We start from the raw sequence: 18,365 nt of genomic DNA, 5'->3' as shown, positions 1-18,365 counted from the left end.
GTACCGCAGGGCATACGGGAACAGGATAAACATAGCTTGTGGACACTGTGTAAGACATTGCAGTACCGTAAGGTATTCGTCAATGCAGTAGTGGAAGAAACAAGAATCCCCCTGCTTTAGCTGTGGGGAGTGTCAAGTGCAATAAATTACATGAATATTTTTAAAACATTGACAAATTTGTGAAAACAGTATAAAATTGTAGTGTTGTAAATGTGCAATGAAAACTAAATAAGGAGGTGCTCCGGTAATGGGTACAGGTATTACAATTCTGCTGGTATTCATTGCTGTAGTAGTCACGCTGCTTATTGCGGTTCCTGTTACCAGGAAAATTGCTGTGGACAATAAAATCAAGCAGAATGCTGAGAAAATTGGCACAGCGGAAGAAAAGGCGAGAAACATCATAGATGAAGCACTGAAAACTGCCGAAACTAAGAAACGGGAAGCCCTGCTGGAGGCGAAGGAGGAGTCTCTTCGTACGAAGAATGAAGTAGAAAAAGAGACCCGAGAGCGCAGAGCGGAACTGCAGAAATATGAGAAGCGCGTTTTATCGAAAGAAGAATCTGTAGATAAAAAAGCGGACGTATTGGAGCGTCGTGAAAACGAAATTGCAGCAAAAGAGGCAAGCGTCAGAAAGAAAGAAAAGGAAGTAGACGGTCTACACGAAAAAGGAGTACAGGAACTGGAAAGAATTTCCGGTTTTACCTCCGAGGAAGCAAAAGAGTATCTGTTAAAATCTGTGGAAGACGAAGTAAAAATCGACACAGCAAAGCTCTACAAAGAGCTGGAGAGCAGAGCAAAAGAGGAAGCAGGCCGTAAGGCAAAAGAGTATGTGGTAACAGCTATTCAGAAATGTGCTGTCGATCACGTATCCGAGAGTACCATCTCCGTGGTACAGCTTCCGAGCGATGAAATGAAAGGCCGCATCATCGGCCGTGAAGGACGAAACATCCGTACACTCGAAACCATGACAGGCGTTGACCTGATCATCGACGATACACCGGAAGCAGTCGTTCTTTCCTCATTCGATCCGATCCGCCGTGAGGTGGCAAGAATTGCTCTGGAAAAACTGATCGTAGACGGAAGAATCCATCCGGCCCGCATCGAAGAGATGGTAGAAAAGGCCCGCAAAGAAGTAGAACAGAATATTCGCGAGGAAGGCGAGGCAGCCGCACTGGAAGTCGGTGTACACGGACTTCATCCGGAGCTGATCCGTCTCCTTGGAAGAATGAAATTCCGTTCCAGCTACGGACAGAATGCATTAAAGCATTCGATCGAGGTAGCACAGCTTTCCGGTCTCCTCGCAGGAGAGGTAGGATGCGATGTCCGCATGGCAAAACGTGCCGGACTGCTTCATGATATCGGTAAATCCATCGACCATGAGGTAGAAGGATCTCACATTCAGATCGGTGCAGATCTCTGCAAAAAGTACAAAGAATCTCAGATTGTGATCAACACAGTAGAATCACATCACGGGGATGTAGAGCCCCAGTCTCTGATTGCATGTATCGTTCAGGCAGCGGATGCAATTTCCGCAGCAAGACCGGGTGCAAGAAGAGAAACACTCGAAACATATACCAACAGATTAAAACAGTTGGAAGACATCACGAATTCGTTCAAGGGTGTCGAAAAATCTTTTGCTATTCAGGCTGGTAGAGAAGTCCGCATCATGGTTGTTCCTGAGCAGGTATCCGATTCTGAAATGGTACTGCTCGCAAGGGATATCTCGAAACAGATCGAAGCTGAACTGGAATACCCGGGACAGATCAAGGTCAATGTTATCCGCGAGAGCCGTGTAACGGATTACGCGAAATAAAAGACTTTCTACGAAACAATTTAATAACGAAATCAAAAAGAGGCTGTGGACATGAGCAATCATGTTCCACAGCCTTTTCAGTGTGTATAAGAACAGTAAATTTCAAAAGAATTTATACGTGCCGTATCCGGTTCGAGCGCATTTTCTGAGGTGTAGAGCCATACAGCTTTTTGAAGGTCCGCATAAAAATTTTGTAATTCGACAGCCCGTTTTTCTCCATCAGTACCGTGATCGTTTCGTCGGAATTCTGTAAATCTTCGTACAGGTGCATCGTGCGCACATCGTTCAGATATTCGAGAAAGGTCTGTCCGGTATACTTTTTAAAGAGCCGGCAGAAATACTCCTTCGAGAGCGCCAGGGAATCCGCGGCTGTTTCGAGGCTTAACGGTTCCGGGTAATGCACTTTCACCCAGTTCATAACGTGTGTCACGCGCTGCAGATCGCGCTGTGAACCCGTGAGGGATGCCGAAGGGATCTGGTGGGAATACGACCGGCAGAGATGGTACAGAAATTCGTACAGTCGTGAGGTAAAGAGAAGCTGGTATGAATCGGAAGGATTCTGCCGGATCTCGTTCATCTCCGAGAGCAGTGCGCGGAGCGGAGCCGGCTGTTCCGAGCAGGGAATGATCGTGTCGAAACGCATCGTATCAAAGTCCGGCAGATATTGGCGCATCTGGCTTGCGGAAATCTGCAGCAGAAGATATGTACAGGTGTTGGAGCGCGTCATATGGAGGTCGCCGGAGTTGATGATAATCAGATCGCCCTCGTTTAACCGATACTCCGTTGCCTGGACAATCGCGGAAAACTGTCCCCTGATCAGATAGAGAATTTCCACATATTCGTGCCAGTGCGCCGGAAAAACAAAAGCGGGCGCATCCTGCAGCTCAAAACGGACGTGCAGCAGATCGGTTTCGTGTATTGTTTCGTAAAAGCAGGATTCCATAAGTACCTCCAGGATGTGATAGAAATATACGTCAATTATAATCAAAAAAGATAAGAATATTGTACCAGAAATTGGGCGAAATATCAATATCAACCAGAGAAAGGACAAGAAAGGAACTAGAAGTTACACGAAAAAGGGAAGATAATGGAGACATTAGTACGAAACAAAGTTTGGGAGGAACAAAGACATGAAAGCAAAGGTAAGAACCTTTAACGGAACTACATCTCCGGAAGTAACCCAGCGTGAAACAGATCACCGCAAACTTGCCCGCGAGGCAGCAGCAGAGGGATTCGTTCTTCTGGAAAACAAAGATCATTTCCTGCCGCTGGCAAAGGGCAGCAAGGTAGGTCTTTACGGAGCAGGTGCGATCCGCACCATCAAAGGAGGCACCGGTTCCGGCGATGTCAATGAGCGTGACAGCGTTAATATTTTCCAGGGCATGAAAAATGCAGGCTACGACGTAACAAGCAGTGAATGGCTGGAGGATTACGATAAACTCTACGTACAGGCAAGACTGGACTGGAAAAATGAGATTTTCACAAAATTGAACGGAGACGACACAAAATTCTTTGATGCTTACTCTGCAACCCCGTTCTTTATGCCATCCGGAAACCCAATCGATGAAGAGAAAGCAGCAGCCGACGGTGCAGACACCGCATTCTTCGTTCTGGCACGTATCGCAGGAGAGAACAAAGACCGTTTTGATACGGAGGGTGACTACTTCATCTCCAAAGAAGAGAAAGCTATTCTGGCACAGGTTTCCAGATGCTATAAAAACGTTGTTCTTGTTATCAACACCGGCGGCCTGATGGATCTGGCATTCGTAGAAGAATTTGACAATATCCGCTCTATTTTACAGTACGTACAGGCAGGCCAGGAAGGCGGAAATGCATTTGCTGATGTTGTAAGCGGCGATGTAACCCCATCCGGAAAAATGACAGATACCTGGGCAAAAGATTACTATGATTATCCGGGTGCAGAGGTTTACAGCTACAAGAGCGGCGACCTCATGAAAGAAAAATACGAAGAGGGTATCTTCGTTGGATACCGTTACTTCGATACCTTTGAAGTACCAGTCCGTTACTCCTTCGGTTACGGTATGTCCTACACCGATTTCGAGATCAGAACCGATGACATCAAAGTAAGCGGCCGCGGTATGATGAATCCGAAAGTAAGCGTGACTGTTACCGTCACCAACACCGGCGATACTTATGCAGGAAAAGAAGTTGTACAGATCTACGCTTCCTGCCCGCAGGGCAGACTGGTGAAAGAGTTCCGCCGTCTGGCAGGCTTTGGAAAAACAAAACTGCTGGCTCCGAAGGAATCCCAGACCATGACCATCACCTTCCCGCTGTATCAGCTGACTTCCTATGAGGAGGAAAGCGCATCCTGGATTCTGGAGCCGGGCATGTATGGTATCTGGATTGGAAATGATCTGAATACATCTGTTCTCTCCGGCGCGCTGGAGCTGGACGAGAAAGCAGTCATGACAGCGTGTGAAAATATCTGCCCGATGAAAGAGGAATTGAATGAGATTGTTCCTGATGCAGAAAAAGTTCAGGCAAGAGAGGCTGTATGGCAGAAGGAAGTAAAAGAAAAGAGAATGAGCGTGATCGAGCTCAAAGCATCTGAGATTCCAACTGAGAAAGTAGATTACCAGCCGGTACCGGAAGAGCTTCCTGGAAAAGCAGGAAAGATTGTGGAATCCCTTTCTGTGGATCAGCTGGCACTCCTTGCAACCGGTGATCCGGGAAGAGCACAGGGCAACGCGCTTGGCTCCGCAGGAATTTCTGTTCCGGGAGCAGCAGCGGAGACATCCCCGTGTGCTTCGGAGGAGCCGTGGAATGTAACCACCATTGCTCTGGTGGACGGACCTGCAGGTCTTCGTCTGAAGAGAGAATACCAGGTAGACAACGGAGAGATCGTAGCGAGCGATTTCCTGGCGGCACTGGAAGGCGGATTCTTCAGCAAACCGCAGGAAAAACGCGGAACAACCTATTATCAGTTCTGTACCGCAATTCCGGTCGGAACACTTCTGGCACAGAGCTGGGATGTAGAACTGATCAAGAGAGTCGGCGAAATGATCGGCCATGAGATGGAACTGTTCAACGTAACACTGTGGCTGGCACCTGGTATGAACATCCACAGAAATCCGCTCTGCGGAAGAAACTTTGAATACTATTCCGAGGATCCGTTGCTTGCCGGTATGATGGCGGCTGCCATGACACTCGGTGTACAGAAGGTACCGGGCTGCGGAACCACGATCAAACACTTCGCATGCAACAATCAGGAGGATAACCGTATGGGCTCCGATTCCATCCTGTCCGAGCGTGCACTGCGTGAGATCTATCTGAAAGGTTTTGAAATCGCAGCCAAAGATGCACAGCCGATGTCCATTATGACATCTTACAACCTGATCAATGGTGTGCACGCTGCAAACTGCTACGATACCTGCACGAAAGCAGCGAGAGATGAGTGGGGATTTGCAGGAGCTATCATGACCGACTGGACAACCACCAACGTACAGATCCAGGGCGAGTGTACGGCAGCGGGCTGCATGAGAGCCGGAAATGACATGGTAATGCCGGGTCTGCCGGAGGATCACGAGAACATCAAAAAAGAACTTGCAGATGGAACTCTGACGATGGCAGAACTGAAACGCTGCATCTATAACACGGTAAATATCGTACTGCAGTCCAATATGTACGAGGGCGCAGTCAGCTACCTTGATCAGTTCGATGATCTGGATACCTATCTTGTCGTGAAATAAAAGAAGTGAAAAATATCTTATGGGGATATACAAAAAGCAGGGTTTGAAATGATCGGACATTTCGGTGCGTGAGACATTGGGGGACCCTGAAAAGAGGAAAGAAGTGCCATTCGCAGATGGGGGTCTGCGGAGCAGGCACTTCTTTTACGTATATCGTCTATGAACCGTGAATACATTGACAGTAAGGCAGAAAATAAGGAGGCGCAAAAAGCAAATGAGAGAACGGGATGAGAATGCATATATTCGTTTTTTTGCCCTCTGGTTTGCGGCCGGTATGACCCTCGGTGTACTGCTGCTGCTTACGGCATCCCACACGGGAATGAAGGAGGGAAATAGCGTCCGCCTCTTTCAGGCGGAGGCGTTTTTGGGAAGAAAAATTTCCGCAAAGGCCTGCTTTTCCTATCTTCTAAAGGTACGGTTAGCACCGGCATTTGCGGGACTTCTCTTTGGATTGACGGCAATCGGTGCGTATTTTGCCACTGCTGCCGTTTGGGCATATGGTTTTCTGTGTGGCGTCTTTCTCTCGGCTGCCTATCTGCAGAACGGAATGGCAGGTCTTTTATTCTTTTTTCTGGCTCTTTTTCCGCAGATTTTCCTCTACCTTGCCGCGTTATTTCTGATGGCTGCTGCGTGCAGCCGGATGGCAGAGACGAATCACCTTGCCGGCGGCATACAGAAAAAGGAATATTTTTGCTTTGGCGTGCGCTACTTCTTTGCACTGATCCTGCTTCTGTGGGGTATTCTGCTTGAGAGTTATGTCAATCCGTGGTTTCTTGCGAAAATCCTGTAAAAACGGTCGGAAAAGGGAATTGCATTTTTGAAAAAACGTGTATATAATTAAAAGCATTGTTACCCTTTATCGGGCAGTGAGAGGGAGAAAAAAGCAAAAAGGAAAAAAGCTATGCAGGAAACGATACAGTCATTTACGGACTATCTACAGACGGAAAAGAAAGCGTCAAAAAATACAGAAGTCTCCTATCAGCGCGATCTTCGAAAGCTGGCAGTTTTTTTGAAGGAGCACGGAATAGAAAAACCGGAGCAGATGAATGCAACGGTTTTAAATTCTTATTTATTATATCTGGAGCGGGAACACTTTTCCCCGGCAACGATCTCGCGCAGCATTGCGGCGATTCATATGTTTTGCCAATATGCATGTCAGGAGGGGAAAATGGTATCTGACCCGTCGAAAGCACTGCAGCCACCGAGGGTTGAACGGAAAATGCCGGAGATCCTTTCCATCGCAGAGGTCGATCTGCTGCTTCGCCAGCCAAAAACCGACACGCCAAAGGGTATCCGCGACAAAGCAATGCTGGAAATGCTGTATGCGACCGGTATCCGTGTCAGTGAGTTGATCCATTTGAAAACACAGGATGTCAATCTTATGATGGGCTATATCACCTGCCGCGATGAAAAGGAGCGGATCGTTCCGTTCGGCGGACCGGCGAAAAAGGCGTTGGAGCAGTATCTGGGCAGTGCGCGCGCAGCCCTGATGCATGGACGGGAGGATGATGTATTGTTTGTCAACTGCTCCGGAGGTCCGATGAGTCGTCAGGGATTCTGGAAAATTCTGAAATCCTATGCGAAATCCGCAGGCATTACGGCGGATATTACGCCGCATACCCTGCGCCATTCGTTTGCAACCCATCTGCTGCAAAACGGTGCGGACTTAAAGAGTGTCCAGGAGATGATGGGACACGCCGATATTTCGACAACGCAGATGTATCTCCACCTTGGTGTGAATAAGATCCGGGATGTGTACCGGAAGGCACATCCGAGAAAGTAAAGGTGGAACAAAAAAGTAAAACGATAGAAAAACCTCCGCCGCAGACTGGTGAAAAACTGCAGCGAAGGTTTTTGATGTTTTTAGGGTGTTGAGAAAATTTAGCACTCCTCAGCAATATCGTAAATCAGTCGTTCGGTCTGATCCCATCCAAGACACGGGTCGGTAATGGATTTTCCGTAAACATGGGTTCCGCATCCGATTTTCTGATTGCCAGGCTCCAGATAGCTTTCGATCATAACACCTTTTACGAGACTTTCGATATCCTTGTTGCATCGTCTTGTGTGCAGAACGTCTTTGACGATACGGATCTGCTGCTCGTATTTCTTTCCGGAGTTGGAATGGTTGGCATCGATGATGGTAGCCGGGTTTACGAGATGTGTTTCGTTGTATTTCTCCAGCAGAAGCTGAATGTCCTCGTAGTGATAGTTCGGCACGGAGTTGCCGTGCTTGTTGGTCGCACCGCGGAGAATGGTGTGCGCCAGCGGATTTCCGCTTGTCTTTACCTCCCAGGTACGGTAAATAAAGGAGTGGGAGCCCTGTGCGGCAATGACGGAGTTGATCATAACAGAAAGATCACCGCTGGTCGGGTTTTTCATGCCGGCCGGAATGTCGATGCCGGAAACAGTCAGACGGTGCTCCTGGTTTTCTACGGAACGTGCGCCGACCGCAACATAGGAGAGAATATCGGACAGATAGCTCCAGTTGGACGGATACAGCATTTCGTCTGCAGAAGTCAGATCAGTCTCTTCTACTACACGCATATGCATTTTACGCATGGCAATCAGGCCGTGCAGCAGGTCCGGCTTTCCTTCCGGGTCCGGCTGATGAACGATACCTTTGTAGCCTTCACCTGTGGTACGCGGTTTGTTGGTATAGACACGCGGGATGATGATCAGTTTGTCGGATACTTTGTCGGCAACCTTTGCCAGACGGTGATTGTACTCCAGAACAGCGTCTTCGTTGTCTGCGGAGCAAGGTCCTACGATAACAAGAAATTTATCGGAATCCCCGGTAAAGACTTTTGCGATTTCAGCGTCACGCTGTTTTTTGATTTCGGTTGCGCGGGCGCTTAAGGGATATTGTTCCCGGATCTCTGTTGGGGTGGGAAGTTTTCTTACAAATTCAAGGCTCATTTTCGTTCTCCTTTATCTTAGATGCACTTCTTTTCTAGCTGCGGACAGAGGAGCGTTCTTGTGTGCCCCGTCGCAAACTATCTATAAATTATAATACATAACGCGAAGATTGTCGATATTTTTTCGGCGAAAATTCTGTTTCTCTTAAAAAAGATAGAAAAAAGGTATCAATGAACAGCAAATCCGTTTGCAGATTCCCGATGCAGGAACAAAAGTGCCATTGTCATAATGGTAAGTTCACTTGCAAGAATACCATAGAGATAGCCACGGATGCCTAAAACCGGGACGAGAAAAAGAATTGCAAGAATACGAATTACATCTCCGGCAAGGTTCTGGAAAAAAACGAGAGAAGTTTTTCCAAGGCCGTTTAAAATGCTTCCAAGTATCGTTTCCAGATAGAGAAAAGGACTTAAAAATGAAAGGATACGCAGAAAAACGCCGACTTCTTCGTTTTGAAAAAGGAAACGTCCAAGCCACGGACCGAAAAAGAAAAAGGCAAAAACAGCGGAAGTGCCAAGCAGCACACAGAAAGAAATTGTATAACGGATCGTGTCTGATATTTGCTCCGGCGTACCGTCGGCCTGCTGTTTTGCTACGCCGGGCAGAAGCATGACGGACACCGCGTGGGTGATGGCAGATGGAAAAAAGATCATCGGAAGTGCCATACCGGTGAGAATGCCATACTGCGAGAGCGCTGCTTTCCGGGAAAGACCGAAAGTGACCAGACAGCCGGGGAGCAGAGCACTTTCAATGCTGTGGAGGACATTCAGAAGAATACGGTTCAGCGTAAGCGGAAGATTCAAAACGGCAAGCTCTCGGAAGGTATCGTACCAGAGGGTCTTTTCTTTGAAAAAAACAGAAATCGGGCGGTGTTTCTGAGGGGACCTGCTGTGCGAGACGGACAGGCAGGCCATCAGAAAGAGACACGAAAAGAGTTCGCCGGCGGCAGTACCGAATGCAGCGACAGCGGCAGAGGGGAGGCTTGTGGAAAGACAGAAAAGCCAGGCAAGGTAGGAAGCGCCCATGCGCACGAACTGTTCCAAAAGCTGGCAAAAAGAAGGCAGTGCCGTCTGATTCTGGCCAAGATACCATGCCGAGAGACAGTTGTGGATCCCGGAGGGGAGAATGCCGAGTGATAAAATCCGGAGGAGCAGAATCGTCCGCGGCTCAAAAAGAAGCCGTGTTCCGATAAAATCCGCGCTGAAAAAGAGAAAGATGGAGGCGGAGAAGGAAAGTATCACTACAATGCCGCATCCGGCCGCCAGACAGATCTTTGCCCGTCTGGAATCCTTTTTGGCAAGGTACGATGCGACAAAGCGCGAGAGCACCGTCTGCATGCCGCCTGCGCCAAGGGAGAGCATCAGTGCGTAGAGTGGTGTGGCGAGCTGGTAGATACCAAAGGCTTCCGCACCGATCCGGCGCGACAGGAATATTCTATAGAGAAATCCAAGAATTCTGCAGATGATCCCGGACGCGGTCAGGATCAGTGTGCCAAGAAGAAGCGTGTTCTTTCTTGTGATTTTCAGCATGGGATAGACTCCTTTCACGGCATTGCGCAGATAGTCTAAAATATGCGAAAAAACTCCTTGACAGAACCCCGTGATAGGTGCTATTCTGAGTGAGAAATAAATCCGATTAAAACTGTCGGAATTGGAAAACGACAGCACAGGAAAAAGGAGAACCAGGAATGAAATTATCGACCAAAGGAAGATATGGTCTGCGTGCCATGATCGATCTGGCGAGTCACGAAGAAGAGGGTGCAGTGTCCATTGCCAGCATTTCAGAACGCCAGAATATCTCAGAGAGCTATCTGGAGCAGCTGGTGCGTCCGCTTCGAAAAGCCGGATTCATTGAGAGTGTGCGGGGAGCAGGCGGTGGATATGTACTTGCAAAACCGGCAGATTCCATTTCGGTAGGAGATGTTCTCCGTGTGCTGGAGGGCGGACTCGAGGCAGTCACGTGCTCGGTCAATGAAGGCCTAGGCGGCTGCGATGCGGCCGATTTCTGCGTCACGCGTTTTGTGTGGCAGAGGATCAATGAGGGAATTACGAACGCTGTGGATTCCATCAGCCTCGGAGAGCTGGTTCAGCAGAGCCGGCAATTAGAGAAAAACAGAAACAGCGATAGAAATGACAAGGAGTGAACAACAATGATTTATCTGGACAATGCGGCAACAACAAAAACAGCCCCGGAAGTTGTCGAGGCTATGCTTCCTTATTTCAGCGAATACTACGGAAATCCATCCAGTATTTATGCAATTGCAGGAAAAAGCAAAGAAGCCATCACCAAAGGAAGAGAGCAGATCGCAAACGTGCTCGGCGCAAAACCGGAGGAAATTTATTTCACAGCCGGCGGCAGCGAGTCCGATAACTGGGCGTTAAAAGCTACCTTTGAAGCATATAAAAATAAAGGAAACCACATCATCACCACAAAAATCGAGCATCATGCGATTCTTCATACCTGTGAGTATCTGGAAAAAGAGCGCGGTGCGAAAATCACCTATATCGGCGTCGATGAGAACGGCGTTGTCAATCTGGATGAACTCGAAGCAGCCATCACACCTGAGACCATTCTGATTTCCGTTATGGCGGCAAACAACGAAATCGGAACGATTCAGCCGATCAAGGAAATCGGAAGAATTGCAAAAGAACACAATATTTTATTCCACACAGATGCCGTACAGGCATTTGGCCAGATCCCGATCAATGTGGATGAGTGCAATATTGATATGCTCAGTTCCAGCGGTCATAAGATTAACGGACCGAAAGGAATCGGCTTCCTTTACATCCGAAAGGGTGTGAAAATCCGCTCCTTCGTACACGGCGGTGCGCAGGAAAGAAAACGCCGTGCCGGGACAGAAAATGTACCGGGCATCGTAGGATATGGAGTTGCGGCAGAGCGTGCGGCAAGAACTATGGCGGAGCGTACCGCAAAAGAAATCGAAGTACGTGATTATCTGATCAACCGCATATTAACCGAGATTCCGAACTGCCGTCTGAACGGCGATCCGGTAAAACGTCTGCCGAACAACTGCAACATCAGCTTTGAATTCATCGAGGGAGAGTCCCTTCTGATCATGCTGGATATGAAAGGTATCTGCGCATCCAGCGGTTCTGCATGTACTTCCGGATCCCTGGATCCGTCCCATGTACTGCTGGCCATCGGACTGCCGCACGAGAAAGCACACGGTTCCTTACGTCTGACTTTAAGTGAGGAGATCACAAAAGAGGACGTTGATTTCGTTGTAGAGCAGATTAAAGCGATCGTAGACCGTCTGCGCAGCATGTCCCCGCTGTATGAGGATTACATCAAAAAACAGCAGGGTAAATAAGTTTAAAAAAATAAGACAGTCCATCCAGAAAGCCGGTACAGAAAAATTCAGGTAAAAGCTGTGCCGGAGGAGGACTGCTTTGAAATAGTTCAGGAGGAAGAATAACAATGTACAGTGAAAAAGTAATGGATCATTTCCAGCATCCGAGAAATGTAGGAGAAATTGAGAACGCAAGCGGTGTAGGTACCGTTGGAAATGCAAAATGCGGCGATATCATGAGAATGTATCTTGACATCGACGATAACGGCATCATTCAGGACTGCAAATTCAAAACCTTCGGCTGCGGCGCCGCAGTTGCAACCAGCAGTATGGCAACCGAGCTGGTAAAAGGAAAAACCATCCAGGAAGCTCTGGAAGTAACCAACAAAGCCGTTATGGAAGCACTCGACGGACTTCCGCCGGTCAAAGTTCACTGTTCTCTGCTTGCAGAAGAAGCAATTCACGCTGCACTCTGGGATTACGCAGAGAAACACCACATCAAGATCGAAGGTCTTGCAAAACCGAAGTCTGATATCAGCGAGGGCGAGGAAGAGGAAGAATACTAAGTATGGGAAAAAAGAAAGTAGTCGTTGGAATGTCCGGCGGCGTAGATTCCTCGGTGGCAGCGTATCTCCTGAAAAAAGCAGGATACGATGTCATCGGGGTGACCATGCAGATCTGGCAGGATGAGGCCGAGACAGTCCAGGAGGAAAACGGGGGCTGTTGCGGCCTTTCTGCTGTTGATGATGCAAGGCGCGTGGCACAGGTGCTGGACATTCCGTATTATGTCATGAACTTCAAAAAAGAGTTCCGTGATAACGTCATGGACTATTTCACGAACGAATATCTCTGCGGCAGAACACCGAACCCGTGTATCGCCTGCAACCGCTATGTGAAATGGGAAGCGTTGCTTCAGCGCAGTCTTTCCATTGGAGCGGACTACATTGCGACCGGACATTATGCAAGAATCGAACAGCTTGCCAATGGACGGTATGCGATTGCAAATTCGGTAACAGCGGCAAAAGACCAGACGTATGCACTGTATAATCTGACCCAGGAGCAGCTTTCGCATACGCTGATGCCGGTCGGAGACTACACAAAAGATCAGATTCGTGAGATTGCAGCAAAAATCGGTCTTCCGGTAGCAAAAAAGAAGGATTCCCAGGAAATCTGCTTCGTGCCGGATCAGGATTACGCTTCCTTTATCCAGAACGAGACAGGAATCGTGGCACCGAAAGGCAATTTCGTGAATACAAAGGGTGAAATCCTCGGTACCCATGAGGGGATTACCCATTACACCGTAGGACAGCGCCGCGGACTCGGCCTTCCGATGGGACACCGCGTGTTCGTACTGGAAATCCGTCCGGAGACGAACGAGGTTGTGGTCGGCGAAAATGAAGAGGTTTTCGCAAAAGTAGTAAAAGCAAACAAAGTAAACTATATGGCAATTCCGCCGCTGGAACTTGGAGAAGAGCTCTCCTGCACCGCAAAAATCCGGTACGGGCACAAAGGGTCCCCGTGCGTGATCAAACGGACCGGGGAAGATGAGATTACCTGTACCTTCCCGGACGGCGTGCGTGCTCCGACACCGGGACAGGCTGTTGTCTTCTACGTGGACGGCTGTGTCGGCGGAGGCGGAACGATTACGGAGGCCGAAAGATGAAAATAGCGGACTGTCATATGCACAGTTTCTTTTCAAGTGACAGCGAAGCACCAACAGAAGAGATGGTAAAACGGGCAGTCGAGCTGGGACTTCCGGCAATCTGCCTGACGGATCACTACGATATGGATTACAGTACCGGCGAGTTCCAGCTCGATACACCGGCATATGCGGCAAAAATCCGGGAACTGCAGGAAAAATACCGCGACAAAATCGATATCCGATTCGGCGTGGAACTGGGACTGCAGCTCCACTTAAAAGAACGGATGGAAGAGTATGTAAATGCGTGGCCGTTCGACTATGTGATCGGCTCCATGCATGTCATTGACGGAAAAGACCCCTATTATGAGGATGCTTTCCCGGACTGGACAGCAGAAGAGCTGTACCGGGCGTATTTTCGGGCTACAGCAGAAAATATCCGGTTCTTCCACAATTTCCAGACGCTTGGTCATCTGGATTATGTGGTACGCTACTGCAGAGAAAAGGGAAAAGATTACAGCTACCGCGCATTTGCGGACGAGATCGATACCATTTTAAAAGAGCTGATTCAGTACGATATCGCGCTGGAAATCAACACCGGCGGCTACAAGGCAGGCCTTGGCGTGCCGAATCCGACGCCGGATGTCATCAGAAGATACCGGGAACTGGGCGGCGAAAAGATCACTTTCGGTGCCGATGCCCACAAACCGGAACATATAGCGTTTCATTTCGCGGACGCGGCAGCTATCGCGCAGGAAGCCGGATTCCGGTACTACGTGCGGTTTAAAGAGAAAAAGCCGGAATATCTGCCGATCCAATAGAAAACACGCAGGAAAAGCCGGAAAAAGCCCCAGAAAGGCTGGATTCCGGCTCTTTCTGCAATAGACGGATCTTTCGAAATTTTGCAGAAATACGGATTGGCATCCGGCTTCTTCACAAATTTTAGAAATAATTTCGTATTTTCTTGAAAATAGAACTTGAATTTTCCGACGAAATTAGGTATTATACAGATAAGGTTGATGTTTCTTTAACAAAGTACAGAGACTCAAAATTAAAATTCACTTTTTAGGAGGAATTGAAAATCATGGCAGTAAAAGTAGCAATCAATGGTTTTGGCCGTATCGGACGTCTTGCATTCAGACAGATGTTTGGAGCAGAAGGTTATGAAGTAGTAGCAATCAACGACTTAACATCCCCGAAGATGTTAGCTCATCTGTTAAAATATGACTCTTCTCAGGGAAAATATGCTCTGGCTGATACCGTAACATCCGATGAAGATTCCATCACAGTAGATGGCAAAAACATCAAAATCTATGCTTTCCCGGATGCTAACAACTGCCCATGGGGAGAGCTTGGCGTAGACGTAGTTCTGGAGTGCTCCGGATTCTACACCTCCAAAGCAAAAGCTCAGGCACACATCAATGCAGGCGCTCGTAAAGTAGTTATCTCCGCTCCGGCTGGTAACGACCTTCCGACCATCGTTTACAATGTAAACCATGAGACCCTGACAGCAGACGATAACATCATCTCCGCTGCATCCTGCACCACAAACTGCCTTGCACCTATGGCAAAAGCTCTGAACGAACTGGCTCCGATCAAATCCGGTATCATGGTTACTATCCATGCTTACACTGGAGATCAGATGACTCTGGACGGACCGCAGAGAAAAGGCGATCTGAGAAGATCCCGTGCAGCTGCAGTTAACATCGTTCCAAACAGCACCGGTGCTGCAAAAGCAATCGGCCTTGTTATTCCGGAACTGAACGGCAAACTGATCGGTTCTGCACAGCGTGTTCCAACCCCAACCGGTTCTACCACAATCCTTACAGCAGTTGTAGAAGGAACTGTAACTGTTGACGAGATCAACGCAAAAATGAAAGCATCTGCAACCGAGTCCTTCGGATACAACACAGATGAAATCGTATCCAGCGACATCGTTGGTATGAGATATGGTTCTCTGTTCGATGCAACTCAGACCATGGTTCTTCCGCTGGACAACGGAACAACAGAGGTACAGGTTGTTTCTTGGTATGATAACGAGAACTCCTACACAAGCCAGATGGTTCGTACCATCAAATACTTCAGCGAGTTAGCATAATTTAACAAACTGAACGGCAAAATTTCAGAGCCCAAAGGGTCCGGTCTGTTAAGGACCGGGCCCTTTTTGCGAATGCGGCGGAAAAATACGGCACAAAAACAGCCCTTTTCCGTGTGCAAAAATTATAAACTGCATTTTTAAATAAGGACCGCGATGCCGCAAAAACAAAGAAACGGCGCGGCAGATGCAGTTGGATATATGGAGGGAAACGCCCATGTTAAACAAAAAAACCGTAGATGATATCAACGTAAAAGGAAAAAGAGTCCTTGTAAGATGCGACTTCAACGTTCCGCTGATCGATGGAAAAATCACAGATGAGAACCGTCTGGTAGCAGCTCTTCCAACCATCAAAAAACTGATCGCTGACGGCGGAAAAGTAATTCTCTGCTCTCATCTTGGAAAACCGAAAGGAGAACCAAAACCAGAGCTTTCTCTTGCACCGGTTGCAGTTCGCCTTTCCGAGCTTCTCGGACAGGAAGTTAAATTTGCAGCAGATCCTGAGGTTGTAGGACCGAACGCAAAAGCAGCTGTTGAGGCTATGAAAGACGGAGATGTAATCCTTCTGGAGAACACCCGTTACCGTGCAGAAGAGACCAAAAACGGTGAGGAGTTCAGCAAAGAACTGGCTTCCCTGTGTGACGTATTCGTAAACGATGCATTCGGAACCGCACATCGTGCTCATTGCTCTAATGTTGGTGTTACCAAATATGTTGACACTGCTGTTGTTGGTTACCTGATGGAGAAAGAGATCGCATTTCTTGGAAATGCTGTCAACAATCCGGAGCGTCCGTTTGTTGCCATCCTTGGCGGATCCAAAGTATCCAGCAAGATTTCTGTTATCGACAACCTGATCGATAAAGTTGATGTCCTGATCATCGGCGGTGGTATGGCTTATACCTTCGCAAAAGCAGCAGGCGGCACCGTTGGTGATTCTCTGCTTGAGATGGATTATCTGGATTATGCAAACAAAATGAAAGAAAAAGCAGCAGCAAAAGGCGTGAAACTGCTTCTTCCGGTAGACAACGTTGTTGCAGATGCATTCTCAAACGACGCAAATACACAGGTTGTTCCGGCCGGACAGATTCCGGATGGCTGGGAAGGTCTGGATATCGGACCGGAAACTGCAAAACTGTTCGCTGATGCTGTTAAAACTGCTAAAACCGTTGTATGGAACGGACCGATGGGATGCTTCGAGATGCCGAAATTCGCGGCAGGAACCAAAGCAGTTGCAGCAGCACTGGCTGAAACAGATGCAGTTACGATCATCGGCGGCGGAGATTCCGCAGCAGCTGTAAACCAGCTTGGATATGGCGATAAGATGACTCATATTTCCACTGGCGGCGGCGCTTCCCTGGAGTTCCTGGAAGGAAAAGAACTGCCGGGCGTTGCAGCAGCAAACGACAAATAAAGATAAGTAAAACTAAGGAGATCAAACGATCATGGCAAGAAAGAAAATTATCGCCGGAAACTGGAAAATGAACATGACTCCGAGCGAGGCAGTAGAGTTAGTTAATACATTAAAACCACTGGTGGCAAATGACGACGTTGACGTTGTTTTCTGCGTACCGGCCATCGATATCATCCCGGTTGTAGAGGCTGCAAAAGGCTCCAACATCCAGATTGGTGCTGAAAATATGTATTTTGAGGAGAAAGGTGCTTTCACAGGCGAAATCTCCCCGGCTATGCTGACAGACGCTGGCGTGAAATACGTTGTACTTGGCCACTCTGAGAGAAGAGAATACTTCGCAGAGACAAGCGAGACCGTAAACAAAAAAATGCTGAAAGCTTTCGAGCACGGCATCACCCCGATCATGTGCTGCGGAGAAACTCTGGAGCAGAGAGAGCAGGGTGTAACGATGGACTTCATTCGTCAGCAGGTAAAGGTTGGATTCCTGAATGTAACAGCAGATCAGGCCAAAACAGCCGTTATCGCTTACGAGCCAATCTGGGCAATCGGAACCGGCAAAACTGCTACAACAGAGCAGGCTGAGGAAGTTTGCAAAGGCATCCGCGAGTGCATCGCTGAAATCTATGATGATGCAACAGCAGCAGCTATCCGTATCCAGTACGGCGGCTCTGTAAACGCAAAAACTGCACCGGAACTGTTCGCACAGGAGAACATCGACGGCGGCCTGGTAGGCGGAGCATCCCTGAAACCAGATTTCGGAGCTATCGTAAACTACAATAAATAATTAGATTTTGTACGAAATCAATCAATAAAACAGGCTAAAACGCCACCAAACACGGTGAAATTTGGCAGAAATGTCAAAGGGAAAGTGTTTGGTGGCGTTTGCTGTTTTGCGACGTGATGGCAATACCGCTCTTTAGGATCTGGCGTAATAAACTTCTGCAATGCTTTTTCGCACTTGCGGACATCTCCCACATGTGATATGATGGGAACGACAAAAGTGTCGGAAAAACCGCATGATAGAGGGAAAAAACGCGGCAAATCAGACGACGCGAAAGAAAGCATAAAGGAGAATATGATTATGGCAAGAGAAATCATTAATACAGAAAAAGCACCGGCAGCAATCGGACCTTATGTACAGGCAGTCGCAGACAACGGCCTTTTATTTATTTCCGGACAGCTTGGCTTTGATGTAGAGCATGGCAGCGTGATCCCGGAAACCGTAGAAGAGCAGGCAACCCTCTCTTTAAAGAATCTGGACGCAATCATGACAGCAGCAGGAACTGACCGCACGAAAGTGATGAAAACAACCATTTTCCTGACCGATATGAACGATTTTGCCAAGGTAAATGAAGTATACGGTGCTTTCTTTGGCGAGTCCAAACCGGCTCGTTCCTGTGTAGCAGTTGCCGCTCTTCCGAAAGCAGCAAAAGTGGAAATTGAATGCATCGTATCCCTGAAATAAGAG

Annotated in this window: 16 protein-coding genes; 13 read left to right on the top strand and 3 right to left on the bottom strand. The window is 48.1% G+C overall.

What is annotated here, in order from left to right; all coding sequences use genetic code 11:
* The first annotated feature begins 247 nt into the window (after nucleotides 1-247).
* Complete coding sequence (rny, locus tag I2G42_RS01940) at nucleotides 248-1,813, top strand: ribonuclease Y (RefSeq protein ID WP_173815704.1); 1,566 nt, start codon at nucleotides 248-250, stop codon at nucleotides 1,811-1,813.
* A gap of 112 nt (nucleotides 1,814-1,925) precedes the next feature.
* Here the strand turns inward: rny and I2G42_RS01935 are convergent, their stop codons facing one another.
* Nucleotides 1,926-2,756, bottom strand: a complete 831-nt coding sequence (locus I2G42_RS01935; protein ID WP_055267029.1) for an AraC family transcriptional regulator — start codon at nucleotides 2,754-2,756, stop codon at nucleotides 1,926-1,928.
* Nucleotides 2,757-2,943: 187 nt separating this feature from the next.
* On the opposite strand from I2G42_RS01935, the gene I2G42_RS01930 reads away from it, so the two are divergent.
* The 3 genes from I2G42_RS01930 to xerD all read left to right on the top strand — a co-directional run bounded on the left by I2G42_RS01930 (nucleotide 2,944) and on the right by xerD (nucleotide 7,309).
* Nucleotides 2,944-5,526 carry a glycoside hydrolase family 3 protein gene (locus I2G42_RS01930; protein WP_173815703.1) on the top strand — a complete coding sequence of 861 codons (2,583 nt, stop codon included), beginning with the start codon at nucleotides 2,944-2,946 and terminating at the stop codon, nucleotides 5,524-5,526.
* A gap of 214 nt (nucleotides 5,527-5,740) precedes the next feature.
* On the top strand, nucleotides 5,741-6,316 hold the full coding sequence (locus I2G42_RS01925; protein WP_117814068.1) for a stage II sporulation protein M: 576 nt from the start codon (nucleotides 5,741-5,743) through the stop codon (nucleotides 6,314-6,316).
* Nucleotides 6,317-6,427: 111 nt separating this feature from the next.
* Complete coding sequence (gene xerD, locus I2G42_RS01920; protein ID WP_118594699.1) at nucleotides 6,428-7,309, top strand: site-specific tyrosine recombinase XerD; 882 nt, start codon at nucleotides 6,428-6,430, stop codon at nucleotides 7,307-7,309.
* Nucleotides 7,310-7,407: 98 nt separating this feature from the next.
* On the opposite strand, the gene I2G42_RS01915 is transcribed toward xerD, so the two are convergent.
* Both I2G42_RS01915 and I2G42_RS01910 read right to left on the bottom strand, forming a co-directional pair.
* Nucleotides 7,408-8,442 carry a 3-deoxy-7-phosphoheptulonate synthase gene (locus tag I2G42_RS01915; protein WP_117804024.1) on the bottom strand — a complete coding sequence of 345 codons (1,035 nt, stop codon included), beginning with the start codon at nucleotides 8,440-8,442 and terminating at the stop codon, nucleotides 7,408-7,410.
* 167 nt (nucleotides 8,443-8,609) lie between these two features.
* Nucleotides 8,610-9,971: an oligosaccharide flippase family protein gene (locus I2G42_RS01910; RefSeq protein WP_022463330.1), complete on the bottom strand. Its 1,362-nt coding sequence runs from the start codon at nucleotides 9,969-9,971 to the stop codon at nucleotides 8,610-8,612.
* Nucleotides 9,972-10,129: 158 nt separating this feature from the next.
* Between I2G42_RS01910 and I2G42_RS01905 the strand changes: the two genes are divergently transcribed.
* The 9 genes from I2G42_RS01905 to I2G42_RS01865 all read left to right on the top strand — a co-directional run bounded on the left by I2G42_RS01905 (nucleotide 10,130) and on the right by I2G42_RS01865 (nucleotide 18,362).
* Entirely contained in the window at nucleotides 10,130-10,585 is a 456-nt protein-coding gene (locus I2G42_RS01905) for an RrF2 family transcriptional regulator (RefSeq protein ID WP_022463329.1), read from the top strand.
* A gap of 6 nt (nucleotides 10,586-10,591) precedes the next feature.
* Nucleotides 10,592-11,773 carry a cysteine desulfurase NifS gene (nifS, locus tag I2G42_RS01900; RefSeq protein ID WP_022463328.1) on the top strand — a complete coding sequence of 394 codons (1,182 nt, stop codon included), beginning with the start codon at nucleotides 10,592-10,594 and terminating at the stop codon, nucleotides 11,771-11,773.
* A gap of 107 nt (nucleotides 11,774-11,880) precedes the next feature.
* Entirely contained in the window at nucleotides 11,881-12,318 is a 438-nt protein-coding gene (nifU, locus tag I2G42_RS01895; protein ID WP_022463327.1) for a Fe-S cluster assembly scaffold protein NifU, read from the top strand.
* 2 nt (nucleotides 12,319-12,320) lie between these two features.
* Nucleotides 12,321-13,415 (top strand): tRNA 2-thiouridine(34) synthase MnmA, encoded by a 1,095-nt coding sequence (gene mnmA, locus I2G42_RS01890; protein WP_022463326.1) that lies wholly within the window; start codon nucleotides 12,321-12,323, stop codon nucleotides 13,413-13,415.
* Nucleotides 13,412-14,212, top strand: a complete 801-nt coding sequence (locus I2G42_RS01885; RefSeq protein WP_173815702.1) for a histidinol-phosphatase HisJ family protein — start codon at nucleotides 13,412-13,414, stop codon at nucleotides 14,210-14,212. Before mnmA ends, I2G42_RS01885 begins: the two co-directional genes overlap by 4 nt.
* A 263-nt stretch (nucleotides 14,213-14,475) precedes the next feature.
* Complete coding sequence (gap, locus tag I2G42_RS01880; RefSeq protein ID WP_022463324.1) at nucleotides 14,476-15,489, top strand: type I glyceraldehyde-3-phosphate dehydrogenase; 1,014 nt, start codon at nucleotides 14,476-14,478, stop codon at nucleotides 15,487-15,489.
* 214 nt (nucleotides 15,490-15,703) lie between these two features.
* Entirely contained in the window at nucleotides 15,704-16,897 is a 1,194-nt protein-coding gene (locus tag I2G42_RS01875; RefSeq protein ID WP_173815701.1) for a phosphoglycerate kinase, read from the top strand.
* Nucleotides 16,898-16,928: 31 nt separating this feature from the next.
* Complete coding sequence (gene tpiA / locus I2G42_RS01870; RefSeq protein ID WP_022463322.1) at nucleotides 16,929-17,681, top strand: triose-phosphate isomerase; 753 nt, start codon at nucleotides 16,929-16,931, stop codon at nucleotides 17,679-17,681.
* 297 nt (nucleotides 17,682-17,978) lie between these two features.
* On the top strand, nucleotides 17,979-18,362 hold the full coding sequence (locus I2G42_RS01865) for a RidA family protein (protein ID WP_055218381.1): 384 nt from the start codon (nucleotides 17,979-17,981) through the stop codon (nucleotides 18,360-18,362).
* The last annotated feature ends 3 nt before the right edge of the window (nucleotides 18,363-18,365 follow it).

The sequence above is a fragment of the Fusicatenibacter saccharivorans genome, assembly GCF_015557635.1.
GTDB classification, from domain to species: domain Bacteria; phylum Bacillota; class Clostridia; order Lachnospirales; family Lachnospiraceae; genus Fusicatenibacter; species Fusicatenibacter saccharivorans.
The sequence above is the reverse complement of the archived record's forward strand: the minus strand, read 5'-3'. Positions and strand labels throughout refer to the sequence as shown.

Bases quoted from the DNA above. Each gene is read 5' to 3' on its own strand.
- rny (WP_173815704.1), top strand. From the start codon at position 248: ATGGGTACAGGTATTACAATTCTGCTGGTATTCATTGCTGTAGTAGTC.
- I2G42_RS01935 (WP_055267029.1), bottom strand. From the start codon at position 2,756: ATGGAATCCTGCTTTTACGAAACAATACACGAAACCGATCTGCTGCAC.
- I2G42_RS01930 (WP_173815703.1), top strand. From the start codon at position 2,944: ATGAAAGCAAAGGTAAGAACCTTTAACGGAACTACATCTCCGGAAGTA.
- I2G42_RS01925 (WP_117814068.1), top strand. From the start codon at position 5,741: ATGAGAGAACGGGATGAGAATGCATATATTCGTTTTTTTGCCCTCTGG.
- xerD (WP_118594699.1), top strand. From the start codon at position 6,428: ATGCAGGAAACGATACAGTCATTTACGGACTATCTACAGACGGAAAAG.
- I2G42_RS01915 (WP_117804024.1), bottom strand. From the start codon at position 8,442: ATGAGCCTTGAATTTGTAAGAAAACTTCCCACCCCAACAGAGATCCGG.
- I2G42_RS01910 (WP_022463330.1), bottom strand. From the start codon at position 9,971: ATGCTGAAAATCACAAGAAAGAACACGCTTCTTCTTGGCACACTGATC.
- I2G42_RS01905 (WP_022463329.1), top strand. From the start codon at position 10,130: ATGAAATTATCGACCAAAGGAAGATATGGTCTGCGTGCCATGATCGAT.
- nifS (WP_022463328.1), top strand. From the start codon at position 10,592: ATGATTTATCTGGACAATGCGGCAACAACAAAAACAGCCCCGGAAGTT.
- nifU (WP_022463327.1), top strand. From the start codon at position 11,881: ATGTACAGTGAAAAAGTAATGGATCATTTCCAGCATCCGAGAAATGTA.
- mnmA (WP_022463326.1), top strand. From the start codon at position 12,321: ATGGGAAAAAAGAAAGTAGTCGTTGGAATGTCCGGCGGCGTAGATTCC.
- I2G42_RS01885 (WP_173815702.1), top strand. From the start codon at position 13,412: ATGAAAATAGCGGACTGTCATATGCACAGTTTCTTTTCAAGTGACAGC.
- gap (WP_022463324.1), top strand. From the start codon at position 14,476: ATGGCAGTAAAAGTAGCAATCAATGGTTTTGGCCGTATCGGACGTCTT.
- I2G42_RS01875 (WP_173815701.1), top strand. From the start codon at position 15,704: ATGTTAAACAAAAAAACCGTAGATGATATCAACGTAAAAGGAAAAAGA.
- tpiA (WP_022463322.1), top strand. From the start codon at position 16,929: ATGGCAAGAAAGAAAATTATCGCCGGAAACTGGAAAATGAACATGACT.
- I2G42_RS01865 (WP_055218381.1), top strand. From the start codon at position 17,979: ATGGCAAGAGAAATCATTAATACAGAAAAAGCACCGGCAGCAATCGGA.